Here is a 19081-nt window from a genome sequence, read left to right on the forward strand (position 1 = left end):
TCACTTTTCCACCAATTTTGGATAAAGCGGTTCCACCAGGGGCTTCAAACCCTTGGCGTCGTCGATAAACAACTGAAGATGCGGGAAAGGTATTTCAATCCCGGCAGCGTCCAGTGCCTCTTTAATCTGCTCCAGCACATCCGCCATGATTCGTGGCTGCACGTCCAGATTGTCCGGTGTAATCCATATCTTCACTTCGAGATCCACCGACGAATCCCCCAGACTCTTCATCACCACCCGGGGCTCCATCGCGCCACCTTTCAGGACCTCAGGGTGGGAGAGAAGAACGGGCATGATCACCTCCCGCGCGGCCCGGGCCGATTCCTTGTAGGCGATGCCCACCGGAATGTTCAACCGGGTTGAGCCCTCGGCACTGTAATTGACAATATCCGACGACGCCACGCTGTCATTGGGAATCATGGTGAATATGTTGTCCCGGGTGCGGAGCCAGGTTGTGCGCAAAGCAATTTTCACGACCTTGCCATCCTGACCGTTGATGCTGACCCAGTCACCGATCCGGAAAGGACGCTCTATCAACAGCGTGATACCGGCGATAAAATTCGACAGGGTGGACTGTGCCGCAAAGCCAACCGCGATACCGACAATCCCCAGGCCCGCAACAATCGACAACACGTCAAACCCGAACTGGGCCAGAATCGCCACCACCGCAAAGGTCACCATCAGCACCGCGAACAGGTTCTCAATCAGCTGCCGGATGGATGGATCCATGCCATATCGGCCGATTGCCTCTTTCATCAGTCGAGCCAGTACCAGCCAACCCACAAAGAAGCCCAAGGCCATGAATCCCGCCCTCGCCATCGCTTTGAGAAACCCAGGGCCAGCCCCAAACTGGGCCAGAATCACCAACAACGCCCCAAGGGCAAACAGATATTTCAGGCCGGTCCGAACCTGTGAAAAGAGTGCAGACTGAGATCGCCGCTTGCCAACAACGATTCGCAACGTACCAATAATCAACAGGTAACCACCGATAAACAGGCCCAGGTAGATAGCCGACACCAGCACCTGGCTGAACACGTAGACCGCCAGCTCAGCCCAATCCACCTGCCCACCGGCCATCGCCTCCAGGGTATCACCCAGGTTCTGTTTCAGTTGTTCTCCTACTGCGCCGGTAAAACCTTCAATCATGTTGGCTTCCTGTTTGTCATCGGTCAGTAACTGACGCCCGGTGCTTCGCGCTGTCATCGCTCAAAGCATAGTCGCGGATCTTCCCGTTGGCTGTTTTCCGCAAGCCACAGGATAAAAACCGGTCATACAAATCACACGCCATCGTCACAGATGTTCGCCAGATTGTCGGTAGCGGGCTTCGCGGTCAACCATTTCAAATCCAAGGGATGCAGTAACGCTGACGGCGTCAACGCCGATCAAGGTGATGGTCAGGGTTGCTGGAACCCGGAGCGAACCCCGGGCGCTGGACTACAACACCGAATTCAAGACTCCTGAGCAACAGGCCAGCTTCTATGCCCCGGACCCCTACCGCGCTTCCGACCATGACCCGGTGCTGGTGGCGCTTGAGATGGACACCCGCACCGCAGCCGACCGGGCAGACCTGAACGGCGACGGCCGGGTGAATGGCCAGGACTTCCTGGCTCTAGTGCACGCCATTCGAGGCCGATAATCCGGTCGCACAACACCTGCCCGCTGGCAGGTGTTGTGCCCTTCAAACTGCAACAAAATCATCACGGCTTTGACACCTCAACAACGCAGACTCCCTGTAGTTACCCAACAAGGAGTTCAGGCATGATCCGCAAAACCCTATGGATTGCATTACCCCTGGCTGCGCTGGCCGGTTGCAACAGCGACAGCAATAACAACGCCCCGGAAGCCAGCAGCTTTACCGCCAACATCCTGCACATCAACGACCACCACTCCCATCTGGAAGAAGGCTCCCAGTCGCTGATGATTGCCGGCCAGAGCACGTCCTTTCCGATTGGCGGCTTTCCACGAGTGGCCGGAAAAATTGCAGAGCGGGAAGCGGCCCTGGACAACGTTCTCAAACTGCACGCGGGCGATGCCATAACCGGCACCCTGTACTTTTCATCGTTTGAGGGAGAGGCCGATGCCCGACTGATGAACCAGGTGTGTTTCGATGCGTTTGCACTGGGCAACCACGAGTTCGACCGGGGCGATGAGGGGCTGAAGAAGTTCCTGGATCTGCTGGATAGCGGAGGTTGTCAGACGCCGGTACTGGCCGCCAACGTCAAGCCCCAGGTTGGTACTCCCCTGGCACCGATTGCCGAGGATGACTACATCCAGCCCTACGTCATCAAATCAATCGGTGGTGAGCAGGTGGCCATAGTCGGCATCGACATAGCCAATAAAACCCGCAATAGCTCCAGCCCGCTGGCGACCACCGAATTCCTCGATGAGATGGAAACGGCGCAGGCCATGATTGACGAGCTCGAGGCGTCCGGCATCAACAAGATCGTGTTGCTAACCCATTATCAGTACGAAAACGACCTGAACCTGGCAGCGTCGCTGTCCGGTGTGGATGTCATCATTGGTGGCGATTCCCATAGCCTGCTGGGAGACTTCGATGCCTACGGACTGTCTCCTGCAGGGCCCTACCCAACAGAACTGACCAATGCCGATGGTAACAAGGTATGCGTAGCCCAGGCGTGGCAGTATTCCCGAGTGGTTGGCGAGCTCAGCGTTACCTGGGACGAAAACGGCGTAGTGACCTCGTGCAGCGGCACGCCCCACCTGCTCCTGGGTGATAACTTCACGCGCAAAGACGCCGAAGATAACAACTACCAGCCGGAAGGCAGCGAGCGCGCCGACATCCTGGCGGCCATCGACGCCGATGACCAGCTCAGTCTGGTAACCCCAGACCCAACATCCGCACAGCTGCTGGCCTACTACACCAACCAGCTGGATGACTTCCGCAACCGGATAATCGGAACCGCCACCGAAGATCTCTGCCTGGCCAGAATTCCCGGCCGGCCCTATGGGGATGACACGTGCGAAGGCGAAGACTCCAACCGCGGCAGCGACATCTCCAACCTTGTCGCCCAGGCCTTCCTGTTCCTTAGCAAGAACGCCGATGTGGCCATCCAGAACGGTGGTGGCGTCCGAACCGACCTGTTTGCTGGCAGCATCACGATTGGCGACGCCTACACACTTCTGCCATTTGCCAACACCCTGACGGATCTGGCCATGTCTGGCGCGGAAATCCGGGCGGTGTTGAACGAAGCGGTTGAGTTTGCCCATGTTGAGGGCGGCTCCAGCGGAGCCTACCCTTACGCGGCAGGGCTGCGCTGGGAAGTGGACATGAACCGGCCGGAAGGCGAGCGCTTGTTCAACATTGAGGTCAACCCGCGTAATTCGGCCGAATGGCGCGCCCTGGCCGATGACGAGGAATTGAACGTGGTTACCAACAGCTTCACCGCCGGCGGCCGCGATGGGTATGTGACCTTTGGCGCGGTATCTGACGACGGACGGGCAACCGATACGTTCCTGGATTATGCCCAGTCGTTTGTCGATTACGTTCTTGAGGTAGGCTCCCTGAGCAAGCCGTCCGCAGACGAATATTCAACCCAGAACTATATACCAGCCCTCTGAAGCAGCGCCCTGATAACCTCCGGCCAGTCATTCCCGACTGGCCGGGCTTCACCTACCCTCCCGGTATACTTCTTCGTTATTCTTGAAATAGGCCGCCGACATCACCACGGTTGCCTGTCCATTGATTACAACAGCCATCGGAGAACTATGCCTACCCTGCCCGATTATTCCCTGCTCGAACTGGCCTCCGTCCGCGAAGGTGATTCGGTGAGCACCACACTGGCAAACAGTGTTGCCTACGCCCAACATGCCGAAACACTGGGCTTCAAGCGCTTCTGGCTGGCCGAGCACCACAACATGGAGGGCATATCCAGTTCCGCCACGTCTGTGCTGGTGGGCCATATCGCTGGCCGAACCAACACCATTCGGGTTGGCTCTGGTGGCGTCATGCTGCCCAATCACCCGCCGTTGGTGGTGGCTGAACAGTTTGGCACCTTGGAATGTCTTTATCCGGGGCGCATTGACCTTGGCCTGGGCCGGGCACCGGGTACCGACCCGATCACGGCCAGGGCACTACGCCGTGAAGGCCTGGGATCAGAACAGTTCCCGGAAGATGTTGCCCGCCTGCAAAGTCTGCTCGGCCCACTGCAACCGGGCCAACCGGTCAAGGCCATACCCGGCGCGGGCACCGAGGTGCCTATCTGGCTTCTGGGCTCAAGCCTGTTCAGCGCCCAGCTGGCAGCAGCGCGGGGCCTGCCCTATGCCTTCGCCGGGCACTTCGCTCCAAGGCTGTACCGGGAAGCCCTGAGGGTTTACCGGGATAACTTCCAGCCCTCCCCCCAATTAAACCGGCCCTACGCTATGCTCGCCATTCCGGCCATTCCGGCCGGCTCCCTGGATCAGGCAAAGTTTCTGGCCACCACCAGTTACCAGCGCATTCTGTCTCTGTTCCGTGGCCAGCCCTTGTGGATGAAACCGCCGGTTGAATCCATGGACGGCCTGTGGAACGCCGGTGAAAAGCTCAGCGTACTCGATTTCCTGGCGTTACAGGTGATGGGCAACGCCGATGATATCCGCCACCAACTCGATAATCTGCTGGCGGATATCAACGTAGACGAACTGATGTTCACCGTCGACATCTATGATCCGGCTCAGCGACGCCATGCCCTTGATATCCTGGCGCAAACCCGGGATCAGAGCACCCCTTCGATGGCTTCCATTAACTGAGGATCGTCTGGGCGAACCCGGCTGGGGAAGCTGGCGGTAACCTTGCCGTCCCGATCCAGTACGTATTTGGTGAAGTTCCAGCGCGGCGGCTGGCTCTGACGGTTAATCTCGCGGAATACCGGGTTCGCCTGGGAACCGGTCACAGGCCCGGGCGCGATCATGGTGAAGGTGACGCCAAAGTTCACGAAACAGACCTCGGCGGCTTCTTCTTCGGTGCTCGCCTCCTGCCGGAAATCATCGCTGGCGAAGCCCACCACAACCAGGCCCTTGTCGCGGAATGTCTGATGCAGCGCTTCGAGGCCCTCAAACTGGCCGGTATAACCGCAGTGGCTTGCGGTGTTCACCACCAGCATCGGCTGGCCGGCGGCCAGGTCACACAGGTTAACGGAATCCCTGGAGTGCAGCTTGCGTTGGTCATGGTCGAGAAAGGCGGGGCACTCGGCGGCCCAGGCCGGCATAACCACAAACATAAGAGCGATCAGCGACCACCGCTGCCATAGTGTCATGTGCATTGTTAGACTCCTGTTCTGCTGAATACAAAGATACGACAGAGAAGGGCAATCCGCTCAAAACCTGGCTTCACGGCAAAACCCACGATTAACTACCGGAGAGATTCCCGTGTCTGCACCCGAAACTTTCGTTTTTCTTTCCCATGGGCTCGAAAGCGGCCCCGGGAGTACCAAAATCCAGGCCCTTAAAACGGTGGCGGAGTCGTTTGCCGGCGTCCACGCCGAAGCCATTGATCATCGTAGCACCAAAGACCCGGCCCAGCGCTTTGGGCAAATGCGCGATGCCATGGCGGCAGCAGGTTCCGACCCGGCCCGGACCATCCTTGCCGGTTCCAGCATGGGCGGCTGGGTGTGCGCGCAGACCAGTGCAGACACACCGGTACTGGGGTGCTTCCTGTTGGCGCCAGCCCTGGCCCTGCCCGATTACCCCCAAAGCCGGCCACGCATTCAGGCCCGGTATACCCAGATCATCCACGGTTGGCAGGACGACGTGGTACCACCCATGCCAGTCGTCGAACTGGCCCAGGCCCAGAACCTGCCAATCCTGCTGCTACCCGATAACCACCGGCTGGAGCACAGCGTTACGCGGGTTGCCGATGAGTTCCGTGCCTTTCTCATGAACGCCGGATTAAACCCGCGTCATCATTGACCGATGTCATCCAATCGCGGTGCACGACCGAATCACTTTGGTAGGGTGGTTCTGCTGCCCTCGCCGTTGCCTGAACCTCGGTTCCGGCAGGGCAATCCATAAATGATGAGAGAGAAAGGAGTTACCAATGAGCGATTTCAATAAAAGTCGACGGGTATTCCTGCGCACTGCCGCGTTAGGTGTCGCTGCCATTCCACTGGCACGGGTTGCCACACACGTTCCGGCAGCACACGCCGAGAAGCCGAAAGCTGAAGATGGCCACGCACTGGATTACGTAAATGACGGCAGCACCAGTGATCACGCCAAGTATCAGGAAGGAAACAAGTGTTCCAACTGTGCGTTCTGGGCAGGCGAGGAATCCGGTGGTTGGGGCGGCTGCCGTCACCCACAGTTCAGCGATGTCCTTGTCAATGCCGATGGCTGGTGCAACACCTGGGTACCGGGCGGCTGATGTCATTTCACAGGCGGCCGTAACTGGCCGCCTTCTGGTTATATTTTGCTCAGAAAATAATCCAGCATTCCCTCCGCCGTGCCACCTCCCGGCTAAATAAATTGAAATTTCATAAACTTGCGATGCCGGAAAACCTGACGCCTGAATTAGGTGATTTTGGCCATTTCCTTGCGAAAACCCCCATGTTTTGCCAGTCTTTAATAATGTAACAAAGGATTTCAGCAAAAAAATCAAACGGAGACAGCGCGATGAGCAACACAAGTAAATTCAGGAAACTGGCCGGTTTTTCGGCGTTCGCCTTTGCAGCGATCACTGCGGCAAACTCGGTAAACGCAGCCAACTGGCGCTATGCCCATGAAGAATACGAGGGTGATGTTCAGGACGTTTACGCCTACAAATTCAAGGAATATGTTGAGGAGAATTCCGACCACACGGTTCAGGTGTTCCGCTTTGGCGAACTGGGCGAGTCTGATGACATCATGGAGCAAACCCAGGCTGGCATTCTCAACTTCGTAAACCAGTCACCAGGGTTCACCGGCTCCCTGATTCCCGAAGCACAGATCTTCTTCATTCCTTACCTGATGCCGACCGACATGGAGACGGTTATTACCTTCTTCCGCGAGTCCAAGGCGATCAATGAGATGTTTCCAGAGCTTTACTCCGAACAGGGGCTAGAGTTGTTGAAGATGTACCCTGAGGGCGAAATGGTCGTTACCGTGGACGAACCGGTCACCTCACCAGAAGAGTTTGGCAACAAGAAAATTCGGGTTATGACCAACCCGCTGTTGTCTGAAACCTATTCCGCCTTCGGCGCTACACCTACGCCGCTCCCTTGGGGTGAAGTGTACGGTGCTCTGCAAACCAACATGATCCAGGGTCAGGAAAACCCGATCTTCTGGATTGAATCCGGTGGCCTGTACGAGGTATCACCGAACCTGGTATTCACCGGTCACGGCTGGTTCACCACCGCCATGATGGCGAACCAGAATTTCTACAACGGCCTGTCTGATGAAGACAAAAAACTGGTTCGCGATGCTGCGGACTACGCCTTTGAGGAAATCATCTTGCACATCGATGGCCTGGCCGATGAAGCCCTGGAGAAAATCCAGGCAGCCAGTGATCGGGTTACCGTTACCCGCCTTAATGACGAACAGATTGAAGCCTTCCGCGCCCGCGCACCGCAGGTGGAAGAGCGCTTCATCGACATGACCGGCGAACGTGGCAAGCAACTGCTTGACCAGTTCAAGGCCGATCTCGAAGCCGTTCAGGGACAGTAAAACGGCAGGATTCAAGGGGTGGCAATTACCCACCCCTTGATGTCCGGCCCTGGTTTAACCCCCGCCCCGCCGGGGTCTCTACCGGCCGGGAGCAAATGATTCTGGAGTGGAATCCATGTCTGAACATCCCCAGGAGGTTGTTGAAGACGATACCGGTACCTACGAGTCCGGTTTGCCGGGCTTTCTGGGCACCATCGACGAATGGATCGCCAAGGTAGAGGCCGTCATGCTCGCCGCTGGCGTTATCCTCATGGCTATCAACACCTGCGCCAACGTGATCGGGCGTTTTGTGTTCGGAGAAGGCCTGTTTTTCTCTGGTGAGATCAACCGCACCCTGATCATTCTGATCACCTTCGCCGGTATTGGTTACGCCGCCCGCCATGGCCGCCACATCCGGATGTCTGCGGTATACGACGCTCTGCCCGCCAAGGGCCGAAAGGTACTGATGATCTTCATCGCCCTGTTCACTTCGGTGGTTATGTTTTTCCTGTGTTACCACGCCTACGGCTACATCGAAACCCTGTACGGCCGTGGCCGCATTTTGCCAGCTCTGGGCATTCCTATCTGGATTATCTATGTATGGGCGCCCATCGGTTTCGCCATTACCGGCATCCAGTATTTCCTGACAGCCATCAAGAACCTCACCAGCAAGGACGTCTACCTCTCGACCGGCGTGGTGGATGGCTACGCTGATACCGAGTCTGAGGTCTGAGACAGCTGTAACCCGATAAGGAACAGGAAGATTACTTATGGCAACCATTCTGATGTTGATCATGATCGGGCTACTGCTGCTGGGCTTCCCGATGATGATCCCACTGACCACCGCAGCGGTGGTTGGTTTTGTAATGATGTTCGACGGCTTCGGCCAGATGCAAACCTTCATCCAGCAAATGATGGGTGGTATCCGGCCGGCGTCGTTGATTGCGGTACCCATGTTTATCCTGGCCGCCGATATCATGACCCGGGGCCAGTCGGCCGACCGGTTGATCAACATGGTGATGTCCTTCATCGGACACATCAAGGGCGGCCTGGCCATCAGTACCGCCACCTCCTGCACCCTGTTCGGTGCGGTTTCCGGGTCTACCCAGGCCACGGTGGTGGCCGTTGGGTCGCCGCTGCGCCCGAAGATGCTGAAAGCGGGCTACTCCGATCCGTTCACGCTCGCACTGATCATCAACGCCAGTGACATCGCATTCTTGATCCCCCCGAGTATCGGGATGATTATCTACGGGGTTATCTCCGAAACGTCCATTGCCGAACTGTTCATTGCCGGTATCGGGCCAGGCATTCTGATCCTGTTCATGTTCTCTCTGTACTGCCTGTTCTATGCGTACAAGCACAATGTACCCACCGAAGAGAAGGCCAGCTGGAAGCAAAGGGCACTGTCGGTGCGGGATGCCTCCTGGCCGCTGATGTTCCCAGTGATCATTGTTGGCGGTATCTACGGCGGTATTTTCAGCCCCACCGAAGCTGCTGCCGTGTGCGTGCTTTACGCCTTCGTGCTGGAGTTCGTGATCTTCCGCTCCCTGAAGCTCAGGGACGTTTACAAAATCGCCAAGTCCACCGGCCTGATCACCGCCGTGGTGTTTATTCTGGTTGCCGTTGGCAATGGTTTCTCCTGGATTATCTCCTTCGCCCAGATTCCCCAGGCCATCCTGGAAACCGTCGGCGTAAACGAAGCCGGCCCGGTGGGTGTGCTGATTGCCATCTGTATTGCCTTCTTCATCGCCTGCATGTTTGTTGACCCGATTGTGGTCATTCTGGTGCTCACCCCCATCTTTGCACCAGCCATCCAGGCAACCGGGCTGGACCCGGTTCTGGTAGGGGTGCTGATCACCCTGCAGGTGGCCATAGGCTCGGCCACGCCACCGTTTGGCTGCGACATATTTACCGCCATCGCCATCTTCAAACGACCCTACATGGAAGTGATCCGGGGCACGCCACCGTTTATCTTCATGCTGGTGGCGGCCGCCGGGCTGATCATTGCCTTCCCGGATATCGCCCTGTTCCTGAGGGACCTGGCTTACCGAGACTGAGCCGGGTTCCCCGGCCAGTAACAGGAGAGACCTATGTTCAAACGGATTCTGGTAGCCGTCGATGGCTCCAAAACCTCGCTGAAGGCACTGGATAAAGCAATCGATCTGCAGAAGCTGATCCCGGATGCCGAGATTTTCATCCTGTGTGTCTACAAGCACCACAGCCTGTTTGAAGCGTCATTGTCGATCGGCCGCCCCGACGACATGGACATTCCGGACAAAGTGCTGTCGGATTACGCCAAGGGCGTCGTTAACCATGCCAAGGAACTGGCCAAGGAACACGGTGCAACCAAAGTGCGCGGCTTTGTGAAGGCAGGCCGGCCATCCAAGGTGATCGTCAAATTCGCTCAGGACAAAGAGGCGGATCTGATCGTCGTTGGTACCAAAGGCACCAACAGTGATAAAGACGGCATGTTCCTGGGCAGTGTTTCCCACCGGGTGGCATCCCATGCCAAATGCCCGGTATTGGTGGTCTGAACAGACATTGATACTGAAATCTCGGGCCGGTGTTGCAAAATACCGGCCCCCTGACAATCACGGATTTCCGCAGTCTGATCAGATTTTCACCGTGCTAGACTCCCCCGCCTTGCATTACTTTCAATTCACAACATTCAAATCACAAGGCGTCTACCCATGACTGCAATTGTCGATTTTCTCAACTCGATTCTCTGGGGTTATGTCCTCGTCTACGGCCTGCTGGCCGTTGGTGTCTTCTTCACCATCCGCCTGGGTTTTCTGCAATTCGTCAATTTCGGCGAAATGGTCAGGGCCATTCGCGGCTCCCGTGAAAGCGACGTTCACGGTATTTCACCTTTCCAGGCGCTGTGTACCAGCCTGGCCTCCCGGGTCGGCACCGGCAACCTGGCCGGCGTGGCCGTGGCCCTGTACCTCGGCGGTGCCGGTGCCATTTTCTGGATGTGGATGGTGGCGTTGGTGGGTATGGCCACGGGCTATGCCGAAAGCACCCTGGCGCAGCTCTACAAGGTGCGTGACGGCAAGGGCCAATATCGGGGCGGCCCGGCGGTTTACATTGCCAAGGGCCTGAAAGCCCCCTGGGCAGCGGCCATCTTCGCAGTTTGCCTGATCATCTCGTTTGGCCTGGTGTTCAATGCTGTACAGGCAAACTCCATCGCCGACGCCATGGAGGGTGCCTTTGGTGCGCCCAAACTGGGCGTTGGTGTGGTCATCTCGGCGCTCGCCGGCATCGTGATTTTTGGTGGTCTGCGCAAGATCGTTCGCTTTGCCGAGTTTGTCGTGCCGTTTATGGCGGGCGCCTATGTGCTGCTGGCGCTTGGCGTGATGGCCATGAACATCACCGAGGTACCGGGCATTCTGACGATGATCGTCAAAAGCGCCTTCGGTCTGGAAGAAGCCGCCGGGGGCGCCGCCGGCTCGGTGACCGCCGCGATGCTCAACGGCATCAAGCGGGGCCTGTTCTCCAACGAAGCCGGCATGGGTTCTGCCCCCAATATCGCGGCCACCGCAACACCGGCACCGCACCACCCGTCGTCACAGGGCCTTGTTCAGGCGTTTGGTGTGTTTGTCGACACTATCATTATCTGTACCGCCACAGCCGTGATGATTCTGCTGGCCGGCGTGCTGGAGCCCGGTTCTGGCATCACCGGCACGCAACTGACCCAGCAGGCCATGGAAGTCCACCTGGGTGAATTCGGTGGCTACTTTATTGCCGTCGCCATCCTGTTTTTTGCCTTCACGTCCATCGTGGCCAACTACACCTATGCTGAGAACGCCCTGATCTACCTGAAAGGCGGCAGCACCCTCGGGCTCTCCCTGCTTCGCCTGGCAGCCCTGGCCATGGTGATCTGGGGTGGCTATGAAGCCGTGGTTACGGTATTCAACGCCGCGGATGCCTCGATGGGACTAATGGCGGCCATCAACCTGGTGGCGATTGTGCTGTTGTCCGGCACGGTAGCCAAGTTGACCAAGGACTACCTGGCCCAACGGAAAGAGGGACTGGTACCCCACTTCAAGTCAAAGGATTACCCGGAGCTGCACGAGAAAATCGACAGCAACATCTGGCATTAAACTCAAACGCTGGCCGTAACCACACGGTTACGGCCAGCGGCCTTGGCCTGATAAAGCGCCCGGTCGGCTGCCCGGAACAGCTCGTCGAACTCCGGGCTGCTTTCCGGCCAGCATGCAATTCCTGCCGATATCGTCAGGTTGCCCAACTGCTTTCCAAGGTAATCAACCTGAGATTCGGCGATGGTTACCCGAAGATTTTCCGCCCGCTGGCGAGCTTCCTCCCGTGACGCCCCAGGCATCAGAACCGTAAACTCCTCTCCCCCATAACGGCATACCGTATCGCTCCCGCGAAAACAGTTCTCAAGGACTCTCCCAACCATTCGCAGAACCTCATCACCGGCATCATGGCCATGACTGTCGTTGAAGCGCTTGAAGTGGTCGATATCGAAAATCAGAAGGCTCAGTGGGCGCTCTGAGCGGATGGCGACCTCCCGCTCATGTCGGAATAACTCATCAAAGTAGCGCCGATTTTTAAGACCCGTCAGGCTGTCCTCATAGGAAAACCGTTGCAATTCGGATCGCAGGGCCAACCCTGACAGGGTAATCCCGATCTTCTCGACAGACTGATACACCCAGGCAACCACCCGGGCGGTGCCATAATCCTTCACGACGTCTGGCAGATTCGGGCGCTCCAAAAGCAAAACGCCCTCAGGAACATTCCCGAACTGGGCTGGTTCAACCCGGAGCAGGAAACAGAGTTGCGCAGGTACGTCCTGGCTCCGCACGGGCCAAACGGTCTCCGTCAGGCCGGAAAGATCCTGTGTCAGGCTGGGTGGAAAGATATTGGCAGCGGATCTACCCCAGAGGCTGGCCCGATCATAGCCACCACCCGGGTTGCGCCGATAGAAACAGCCGGCAATCGGTAAGTACAGTTGCGGCAGCGCCTGAAGCAAAGGCTGGAAAGCCTCTTCCACACCCGCACAGTCCTGCAGGGCAGCGATGGTATCGGCCAATTTCTGACTTTTCTTGCTCTCCAGCGCTAACAGCCTTGACCGCTCTACCTCTCGCTCAGCAAGCGCTTCAGCTCTGGCAGTGCGCTCAGCCACCTTCTGTTCCAGTTGAACGGTCAACTGGTGCAACGCCTGTTGGGTTTTACCGTAATGCCACACCGAAATACTGATAAGCGCCAGCGAGAACGCCAGCGCCCCCCAACTGACCGGCACCCGCCCCCAGGGGAGAAAGCCATGAGCAACCGCCATATCCAGAATCAGCAGAACGATAAATACGCCACAGGTAAACAGAAACACCTGCTGCTCCCGATACAGGCTACTGAAATTCCTGACAACCACTGCGACCATTAATGCCAGGGAGATCAGCAAAACACCGTCATACACCGGGAATGTGGAGGACAGGTTCACTAACCCGAGTAGCGCCAACATAAGGGCAAGGGCCGCAAACACTAGATGCAGCAACATCAGCCAGCGAACCAGGCGGGGGCGCCGGGCGTCGAGCCACTGGCTAAGCAAGAGCGCCAGTGCAACCGGAATCAAATAATAAGAGCCCGCTGCCAGATAGTCCCACAGCAGTGGCTGATACAGTATCAGCAAGCTGGCCTGGCTTTCCGCCAGCAGCATTACACCGGTCAGGAATGCAAACAGTGCAATGCTGGCGAAACTTCTCTGGCCTCGCTGGATCAGGGTAAATACCAGGGCAAGAAGTGCAATCAGTCCGGATAACGCGGCAATAACCAGACTCTCGGCCGAGTTGCCAACGATGTGCAGCACCAGGTCCGGTTGATCGAGAATGGCCACCTCCCCCCATAACCCGATATCCGTGTAATTGGAGAACACACGGAAGTACATGGTTTCGCCTTCGTAGCCATCAGGCAACGGAATCTCGTGCCAGGGCCAGCCTTCAAATTTGCCACGGCCGTGCTCGTCGAAGGTGCCATACTGGTACAGCAACTCGCCCCGAAACCAGACCTGCAGGATGATATCGACGCTGTAGATGTATAGTGCCGGCGCGTACCACTCCCCGTCCGGTAATGTCACCCGGAACCAGGCATGTTCTTGCCCTTTTCGGCCGGGAGGGTTGGAAGGGAAAGCAATGTCATGCCAGTGTTCGGCGCTGTCCGGTTCGTCCAGCCAAAGCGGTGTGCCGTCAGCCCGGAAGGGGGAGTCGCCCCAGCGATATTGCCACCCCTCATCCACTGGCTGCATGGCAGACAACGCCGGTTGGGACAGGCAGAGCGCCAAAACGAGTGAGGCAAGGCAGAATAAAGTGCGACAGGAAGAGGGGCGCAAAGCGAAACCTGCTGTTGGACGCTATGTTTTCAGTATAAACCGTAGGCAGCAGTTACAGAACTATTCTGGCGGGAAGAATTCAGGGCGGCACTGGCGCCGCCCTGGTAAGCGGCCTCAACGGCCGGATTTCAGCATTTCCCAATATTTCGCATAGACCTGTAAGGCCTCGTCGCCGATATCGGCCTGGAATTCGGCGTTCAACATGTCCGCTCCTGTCGGATAACTGGCGCGGTCATTGGCGACGGACTCATCCAATAGCTCAAGCGCCGCATGGTTGGGCGTGGCATAACCAATATCCTCGCTGATCAACGCCGCGATTTCAGGCTGTAACACAAAGCTGATGAACTGGTGGGCCGCTTCCGGATTACGGGCATTTTTGGGAATCACGAAGCTGTCCAGCCAGGCGATAATGCCCTCTTGTGGATAGACATACTCCAGGCTCGGCATAGTCTCCTTACCCATAACCGCCTCGCCGTTCCAGATCATGCCCACGTCGGCTTCGCCTTCCAGGTAGGGCATGCGGGGCGCATCGGAGTTGAAGGTGCGTACCGAGGGCATCAGCTCCGCCAGTTTTTCGTAGGCTTCCTCGATTTCCTTCGGGTCGGTGCTGTTCCCGGAGTAACCCAGTACCCGCAGGCCCACGTGGAACACCTCGCGCATGTCGTTGGTCAGCATGACACGACCCTGGAAACGCTCGTCCCAGAGATCTGCCCAGGCGGTCACCTCGCCTTCCACGTCATCCGTGTCGACGGCAATGCCGGTGGTGCCCCAGAGGTAAGGGATGCTGTACTGGTTGTCCGGGTCAATGTCCAGGTTGATCAGATCGTCGTCGAGGTTGCCAAAGCCTTCGATCTTGCTGCGATCAATGGGCATCAGCAGGTCTTCCTGGCGCATCTTGCTGACGTAATAGGTGGAAGGCACGGCCAGGTCATAGGCGGCACTCTCATCCAGCAACTTCAGACGGGCATACATGGCTTCGTTGCTGTCGTAGGTGGTGTAAACCACCTGAATACCGGTTTCCTCGGTGAACCTGTCCAGGACTTCCTGGGGCATGTACTCGGACCAGTTGTACAGGTTCAGCACCTGCGGGTCTTCAGAGCTACACCCGGTCAGGCCTACGGCCAGCAGGCCGGCCAGTGCCAGTTTCTTCATCGTCGACTCCTTAACAGTGTCCATTGAGACAAGATCAGCATGAACAGTGAGAACACTAGCAACAGTGTGCCCAATGCATTCACTTCCGGTTTCAACCCCACCCGTACCATGGAGTAGATACGCAGGGGCAGTATTTCGTAACTCGGGCCGCTAACAAAGGTACTGACGACCACATCATCCAGTGACAGTGTAAACCCCAGCAGCCAGCCTGCCACCAAAGCTGGCATGATCACCGGGATCAGCACCGTGCGGGTCATGGTGAAATCGCTGGCGCCCAGATCCCTGGCCGCTTCCGGCAGGCGTTCGTCAAAACCACTCAGGCGTGCCATTACCGTAATCACCACAAACGGCAGACAGAATGTGACATGGGCCAGCAGCAACGACACATAACCCAGTTTCAGGCCCACTAACAGGAACAGCGCCAACAGCGAAATCGCCAGCACGATCTCCGGCGACATCATCACGATAAACAGCATACCATTGAGCAGTTTCTTGCCCCGGAACCGGTACCGATGAAGGGCCAGGGCGGTCAGGGCACCAATCATGGTTGAGACGGTCGCGGCAGACAGGGCGAGCCACAGGGAGTTCCACATGGCCTGCACCATGGCCCGGTTATTGAACAGCGCCTCGTACCAACGCAGGCTAAGACCACCCCATTCGTAGCCGCTGCGGGAATCGTTAAAGGAAAACACCACCAACACGATGATGGGTACGTACAGCAGGACATACACCAGAGTCAGGTAGGTGCGGGGCAACCAGCGGCTCATACACCGTCCTCCCCGATGCGCCGTTTACTCAGGCGGTGAGCAAACATCAAAAACGCCATAGCCAGGGTCAACACGATGCTGGCAGCGGCGCCGAAGGGCCAGTTACGGGCATCCAGGAACTGGTTCTTGATGACGTTACCCACCAGCAGGTTGCGGGAGCCGCCGAGAATATCCGGCACAAAGAACAGCCCCATGGCCGGCAACAGCACCAGCATAACGCCCGCCAGCACACCGGGCAGGGTAAGCGGCACAATCACGTGGACAAAGGTCGCCAGACGGCCGGCTCCAAGATCGTTAGACGCCCGAAGCAAATCTTCCCTCAGGTCATCAAAGACCGCGTACAGCGGCAGGATCATGAACGGCAGCAGCAAATACACCAGGCCGACAATCACGGCTCCCTCGGTGTAAAGCATCCGCAGGGGCTCGTCGATTATGCCCAGGGACATCAACGCGTTATTCAGCAGGCCATTGGTGGCCAGCAGCAGCTTCAGGGCATAGGTGCGCACCAGGGAGTTGGTCCAGAAGGGCACGATCAGCAGGAAAATCAGCAGCATCTGCCGTTGCTTGCCAAGCTTGGTCAGCGCCCAGGCAAACGGGTAGCCAATCAGCAGGCAGATCAGGGTAGTCATGGCGGCCATGTACAGGGAGTGCAGGAACACATCCAGATACAGGGGATTCATCAACTGCCGGTAGGCGTCCAGGTTCAGAGGCAGGGACAGAAAGCTGCCTGGGTCCCGGGTCATCACGCTAGCGCCCACCACTAGCAGATTCGGGGTCAGTACCAGGAACAGCAGCCAGCCCCATACCAGCACCAGTACCGCCGTGCGAAACGGCTGCTGCGTGACGCTACTCATCCAGGTTGGCTTCCGCTTCAGCTTCCGGGCTCTCCATGGGAAGCAGCCATTCCCAGCCATCTACCCAGCTCACCTTCACCGGCTCACCCAATCGGTAGTCAAAGGTGGGATCGTCTTCGTCGAAGAATTCCGACGCCAGTACCTCGGTGCCGTCCTCAAGGTGAATAACCGAATCCAGGGTGCTGCCCTTGTAGTTCCGCTCCACCACCTTGCCGGCCACACCGTCATCGTCATCCGGCGCCAGAACTCGGATGTCCTCCGGGCGCAACAGAACGTGCAGGGGCTGGCCGGCGGCCACCGGGAAGTCGGGTTTGCGAAAGGTGCGTTTCAGGCCAAACACATCCACGGTAATGGTGTCATCGCCGTTGGCTTTATCGATGCGGCCGGGGAAGAAATTGGTTTCGCCCACGAACCGGGCGGTGAACAGGTTGGCTGGTCGCTCATAGACTTCCCTGGGAGTGCCCAGTTGCTGGATCAGGCCATCCTTGAGCACCACGACCCGGTCTGACATGGACAAGGCTTCTTCCTGATCGTGGGTCACGAACACGAAGGTAATCCCAAGTTCCCGTTGCAGGCGCTTGAGCTCCACCTGCATGGTGCGCCGCAATTTGTAGTCCAGGGCTGACAGGGGCTCGTCCAGCAACAGCATCTTCGGCCGTTTGACGACCGCACGGGCAATCGCTACCCGCTGCTGCTGACCACCGGAGAGTTGATGCGGCTTGCGCCTGGCAAACTCCTCCAACTGAACCATGGCCAGGGCTTCGTCGACCCGCTGGCGGATTTCTTCCTTCGGGCGCTTTTCCATTTTCAGACCATAGGCCACGTTGTCGAACACCGACATATGGGGAAACAGCGCGTAGTTCTGGAACACGGTGTTGAGCGGGCGTTTCTCCGGCGGTGTGTGGGTCAGGTCCTGGCCACCCAGCAGAATGGTACCGTCATCCGGATGCTCGAAACCGGCCATCAGCCGCAACAGGGTGGTTTTGCCACAACCGGACGGCCCCAACAGGGTAATGAACTCGCCATCAAGGATCTCCAGGTCCAGCGAATCCAGTACCGTCTTGCCGTCAAATTGCTTGGCGAGGTTGCTCAGAGATAGCAGTGTCTGTTTCATCGGCCCTGCCCACAGAATGAGCGGCTTATTTTTCCAGAAACAGGGGCAAACAGAAAGGGGCGTCGGGATAATCCCCAATCCCGACGCCCCTTGATCTCAGCTCACTTCGGTACGCTTGCCGAAATGCGGCTCAATGATCTGCAACACTATCCAGATAGGCTTTGTCCGAAATATTGGTCCAGGGCCGTACCTGACGGAGGTAGTCGCGCTGAGAAGTGATGATTTCACGGGCAAGTTCGTCTCTCTCTGCAAACTCGTTCAGCAGGCGATTAGTGGTGTCACGCAGGGCGTTAATTACCTCTGGCGGAAATACCTTGTGGGTCACCTCCGGATAATCCTCCGTCATGCGGCTCCAGGCAACCCCGCTTTCGTGGGTGCTCTGGATGTACATGTCGTAGGCCGCCGTGCGCATAGACACCCGCAGGATTTCCTGGAGATCGGCCGGCAGCGAATCCCAGGTTTTCTTGTTGATCAGGAACTGCACTTCGGCATTGGGCTCCTGCCAGCCAGAATAGTAATACTTGGCGATCTGGTGAAAGCCCATCTGCAGGTCCAGCGCCGGGCCAACCCATTCCACAGCATCAATGGTGCCCCGCTCCAGGGCCGTGTACAACTCACCCGGCGGAAGATTGGTGACCGCCACACCCAGTTCAGACATCACTTCGCCAGCGAACCCCGGCGTCCGCATTTTCAGTCCTTTGAGGTCGTCCAGGGAGTTGATTTCCTTGCGAAACCAGCCGCCCATCTGGTTACTGGTGTTACCACCAGGGAAAGACAGCAAACCATAAGGCTCATAAACCTTCTGCATCAAGGCCATGCCATCATCGTGGTAGAACCAGGCGTACATTTCCGGCGTGATCATGCCAAAAGGTATGGTGGTGAAATACATGGCGTTGGGAATGGTGCCCTTGTAGTAGTACGAGGCGGTATGGCCCATGTCGTACTGGCCGTTGCGCACCAGGTCAAAGATACCAAAAGGCGCTTTGTGTTTGTTCGAGGAATCAATCCGGAACTTCAGGCGGCCGTCGGACATCCGCTCCGCCATCGCGGCCATATTGCGGGGAGTCTCACCGAGGATTTTGGAGTTCGGGCCCCAGGTTTCGGCCAGGCGGATGGTGTAGGTTTTCTCGGCCGCCGCAAACGGGCTGGCCAGCAGGGCAACCGTCGTAAGGGCCGCCACGAAGATTCTGCGCATAGACATGGTGTTGGCTTCCATTGTTATTGGTTTCAGGGTGAA

The 19081-nt window shown here is 57.5% G+C and carries 17 protein-coding genes and 1 pseudogene; 10 read left to right on the forward strand and 8 right to left on the reverse strand.

All coding sequences use genetic code 11. The features are described 5' to 3' along the window. Entirely contained in the window at window positions 1–1146 is a 1146-nt protein-coding gene (locus tag ACTZWX_RS05185; protein ID WP_420195695.1) for a mechanosensitive ion channel family protein, read from the reverse strand. Window positions 1147–1417: 271 nt separating this feature from the next. On the opposite strand from ACTZWX_RS05185, the pseudogene ACTZWX_RS05190 reads away from it, so the two are divergent. The 3 genes and pseudogenes from ACTZWX_RS05190 to ACTZWX_RS05200 form a co-directional block, all read left to right on the forward strand. Further along, window positions 1418–1636: pseudogene (locus tag ACTZWX_RS05190) on the forward strand (dockerin type I domain-containing protein); the annotation flags it as partial. 122 nt (window positions 1637–1758) lie between these two features. After that, window positions 1759–3579 (forward strand): NAD nucleotidase, encoded by a 1821-nt coding sequence (gene nadN, locus ACTZWX_RS05195; protein ID WP_444713024.1) that lies wholly within the window; start codon window positions 1759–1761, stop codon window positions 3577–3579. A gap of 147 nt (window positions 3580–3726) precedes the next feature. Next, window positions 3727–4746: an LLM class flavin-dependent oxidoreductase gene (locus ACTZWX_RS05200; protein WP_444713025.1), complete on the forward strand. Its 1020-nt coding sequence runs from the start codon at window positions 3727–3729 to the stop codon at window positions 4744–4746. Here the strand turns inward: ACTZWX_RS05200 and ACTZWX_RS05205 are convergent. After that, complete coding sequence (locus ACTZWX_RS05205; protein ID WP_444713416.1) at window positions 4713–5252, reverse strand: glutathione peroxidase; 540 nt, start codon at window positions 5250–5252, stop codon at window positions 4713–4715. The two genes, ACTZWX_RS05200 and ACTZWX_RS05205, sit on opposite strands and share 34 nt — an antisense overlap. A 112-nt stretch (window positions 5253–5364) precedes the next feature. Here ACTZWX_RS05205 and ACTZWX_RS05210 point away from each other — a divergent pair, with 112 nt between their 5' ends. The 7 genes from ACTZWX_RS05210 to ACTZWX_RS05240 all read left to right on the forward strand — a co-directional run bounded on the left by ACTZWX_RS05210 (window position 5365) and on the right by ACTZWX_RS05240 (window position 11714). After that, window positions 5365–5904, forward strand: coding sequence for an alpha/beta fold hydrolase (locus ACTZWX_RS05210; protein ID WP_444713026.1), 540 nt, complete (start codon window positions 5365–5367; stop codon window positions 5902–5904). A 127-nt stretch (window positions 5905–6031) separates the two neighbouring features. Continuing rightward, window positions 6032–6355 (forward strand): high-potential iron-sulfur protein, encoded by a 324-nt coding sequence (locus ACTZWX_RS05215; protein ID WP_444713027.1) that lies wholly within the window; start codon window positions 6032–6034, stop codon window positions 6353–6355. A gap of 248 nt (window positions 6356–6603) precedes the next feature. Beyond that, on the forward strand, window positions 6604–7632 hold the full coding sequence (locus ACTZWX_RS05220; protein ID WP_444713028.1) for a TRAP transporter substrate-binding protein: 1029 nt from the start codon (window positions 6604–6606) through the stop codon (window positions 7630–7632). Window positions 7633–7747: 115 nt separating this feature from the next. After that, window positions 7748–8344, forward strand: coding sequence for a TRAP transporter small permease (locus ACTZWX_RS05225; protein ID WP_444713029.1), 597 nt, complete (start codon window positions 7748–7750; stop codon window positions 8342–8344). A 37-nt stretch (window positions 8345–8381) separates the two neighbouring features. After that, window positions 8382–9668 (forward strand): TRAP transporter large permease, encoded by a 1287-nt coding sequence (locus ACTZWX_RS05230; RefSeq protein WP_444713030.1) that lies wholly within the window; start codon window positions 8382–8384, stop codon window positions 9666–9668. Window positions 9669–9701: 33 nt separating this feature from the next. After that, on the forward strand, window positions 9702–10145 hold the full coding sequence (locus tag ACTZWX_RS05235; RefSeq protein WP_061332500.1) for a universal stress protein: 444 nt from the start codon (window positions 9702–9704) through the stop codon (window positions 10143–10145). 156 nt (window positions 10146–10301) lie between these two features. Next, the gene (locus ACTZWX_RS05240) at window positions 10302–11714 is read left to right on the forward strand and encodes an alanine/glycine:cation symporter family protein (RefSeq protein WP_444713031.1); all 1413 of its coding nucleotides are present in this window, start codon (window positions 10302–10304) and stop codon (window positions 11712–11714) included. 2 nt (window positions 11715–11716) lie between these two features. On the opposite strand, the gene ACTZWX_RS05245 is transcribed toward ACTZWX_RS05240, so the two are convergent. The 6 genes from ACTZWX_RS05245 to ACTZWX_RS05270 all read right to left on the reverse strand — a co-directional run bounded on the left by ACTZWX_RS05245 (window position 11717) and on the right by ACTZWX_RS05270 (window position 19045). Beyond that, window positions 11717–13873 (reverse strand): diguanylate cyclase, encoded by a 2157-nt coding sequence (locus tag ACTZWX_RS05245; RefSeq protein WP_444713032.1) that lies wholly within the window; start codon window positions 13871–13873, stop codon window positions 11717–11719. A 198-nt stretch (window positions 13874–14071) separates the two neighbouring features. Beyond that, complete coding sequence (locus ACTZWX_RS05250; protein ID WP_444713033.1) at window positions 14072–15109, reverse strand: extracellular solute-binding protein; 1038 nt, start codon at window positions 15107–15109, stop codon at window positions 14072–14074. Further along, window positions 15106–15876, reverse strand: coding sequence for a spermidine/putrescine ABC transporter permease PotC (gene potC / locus ACTZWX_RS05255; protein ID WP_444713034.1), 771 nt, complete (start codon window positions 15874–15876; stop codon window positions 15106–15108). Before potC ends, ACTZWX_RS05250 begins: the two co-directional genes overlap by 4 nt. Then, window positions 15873–16730, reverse strand: a complete 858-nt coding sequence (gene potB, locus ACTZWX_RS05260) for a spermidine/putrescine ABC transporter permease PotB (RefSeq protein ID WP_444713035.1) — start codon at window positions 16728–16730, stop codon at window positions 15873–15875. The genes potC and potB overlap by 4 nt, the downstream gene beginning before the upstream one ends. Then, window positions 16723–17844, reverse strand: coding sequence for a spermidine/putrescine ABC transporter ATP-binding protein PotA (gene potA, locus ACTZWX_RS05265; protein WP_152437105.1), 1122 nt, complete (start codon window positions 17842–17844; stop codon window positions 16723–16725). The genes potB and potA overlap by 8 nt, the downstream gene beginning before the upstream one ends. A gap of 130 nt (window positions 17845–17974) precedes the next feature. After that, window positions 17975–19045: a TRAP transporter substrate-binding protein gene (locus tag ACTZWX_RS05270; protein WP_444713036.1), complete on the reverse strand. Its 1071-nt coding sequence runs from the start codon at window positions 19043–19045 to the stop codon at window positions 17975–17977. Window positions 19046–19081 lie beyond the last annotated feature (36 nt).

Source organism: Marinobacter sp. NSM (genome assembly GCF_052380025.1).
Classification (GTDB): domain Bacteria; phylum Pseudomonadota; class Gammaproteobacteria; order Pseudomonadales; family Oleiphilaceae; genus Marinobacter.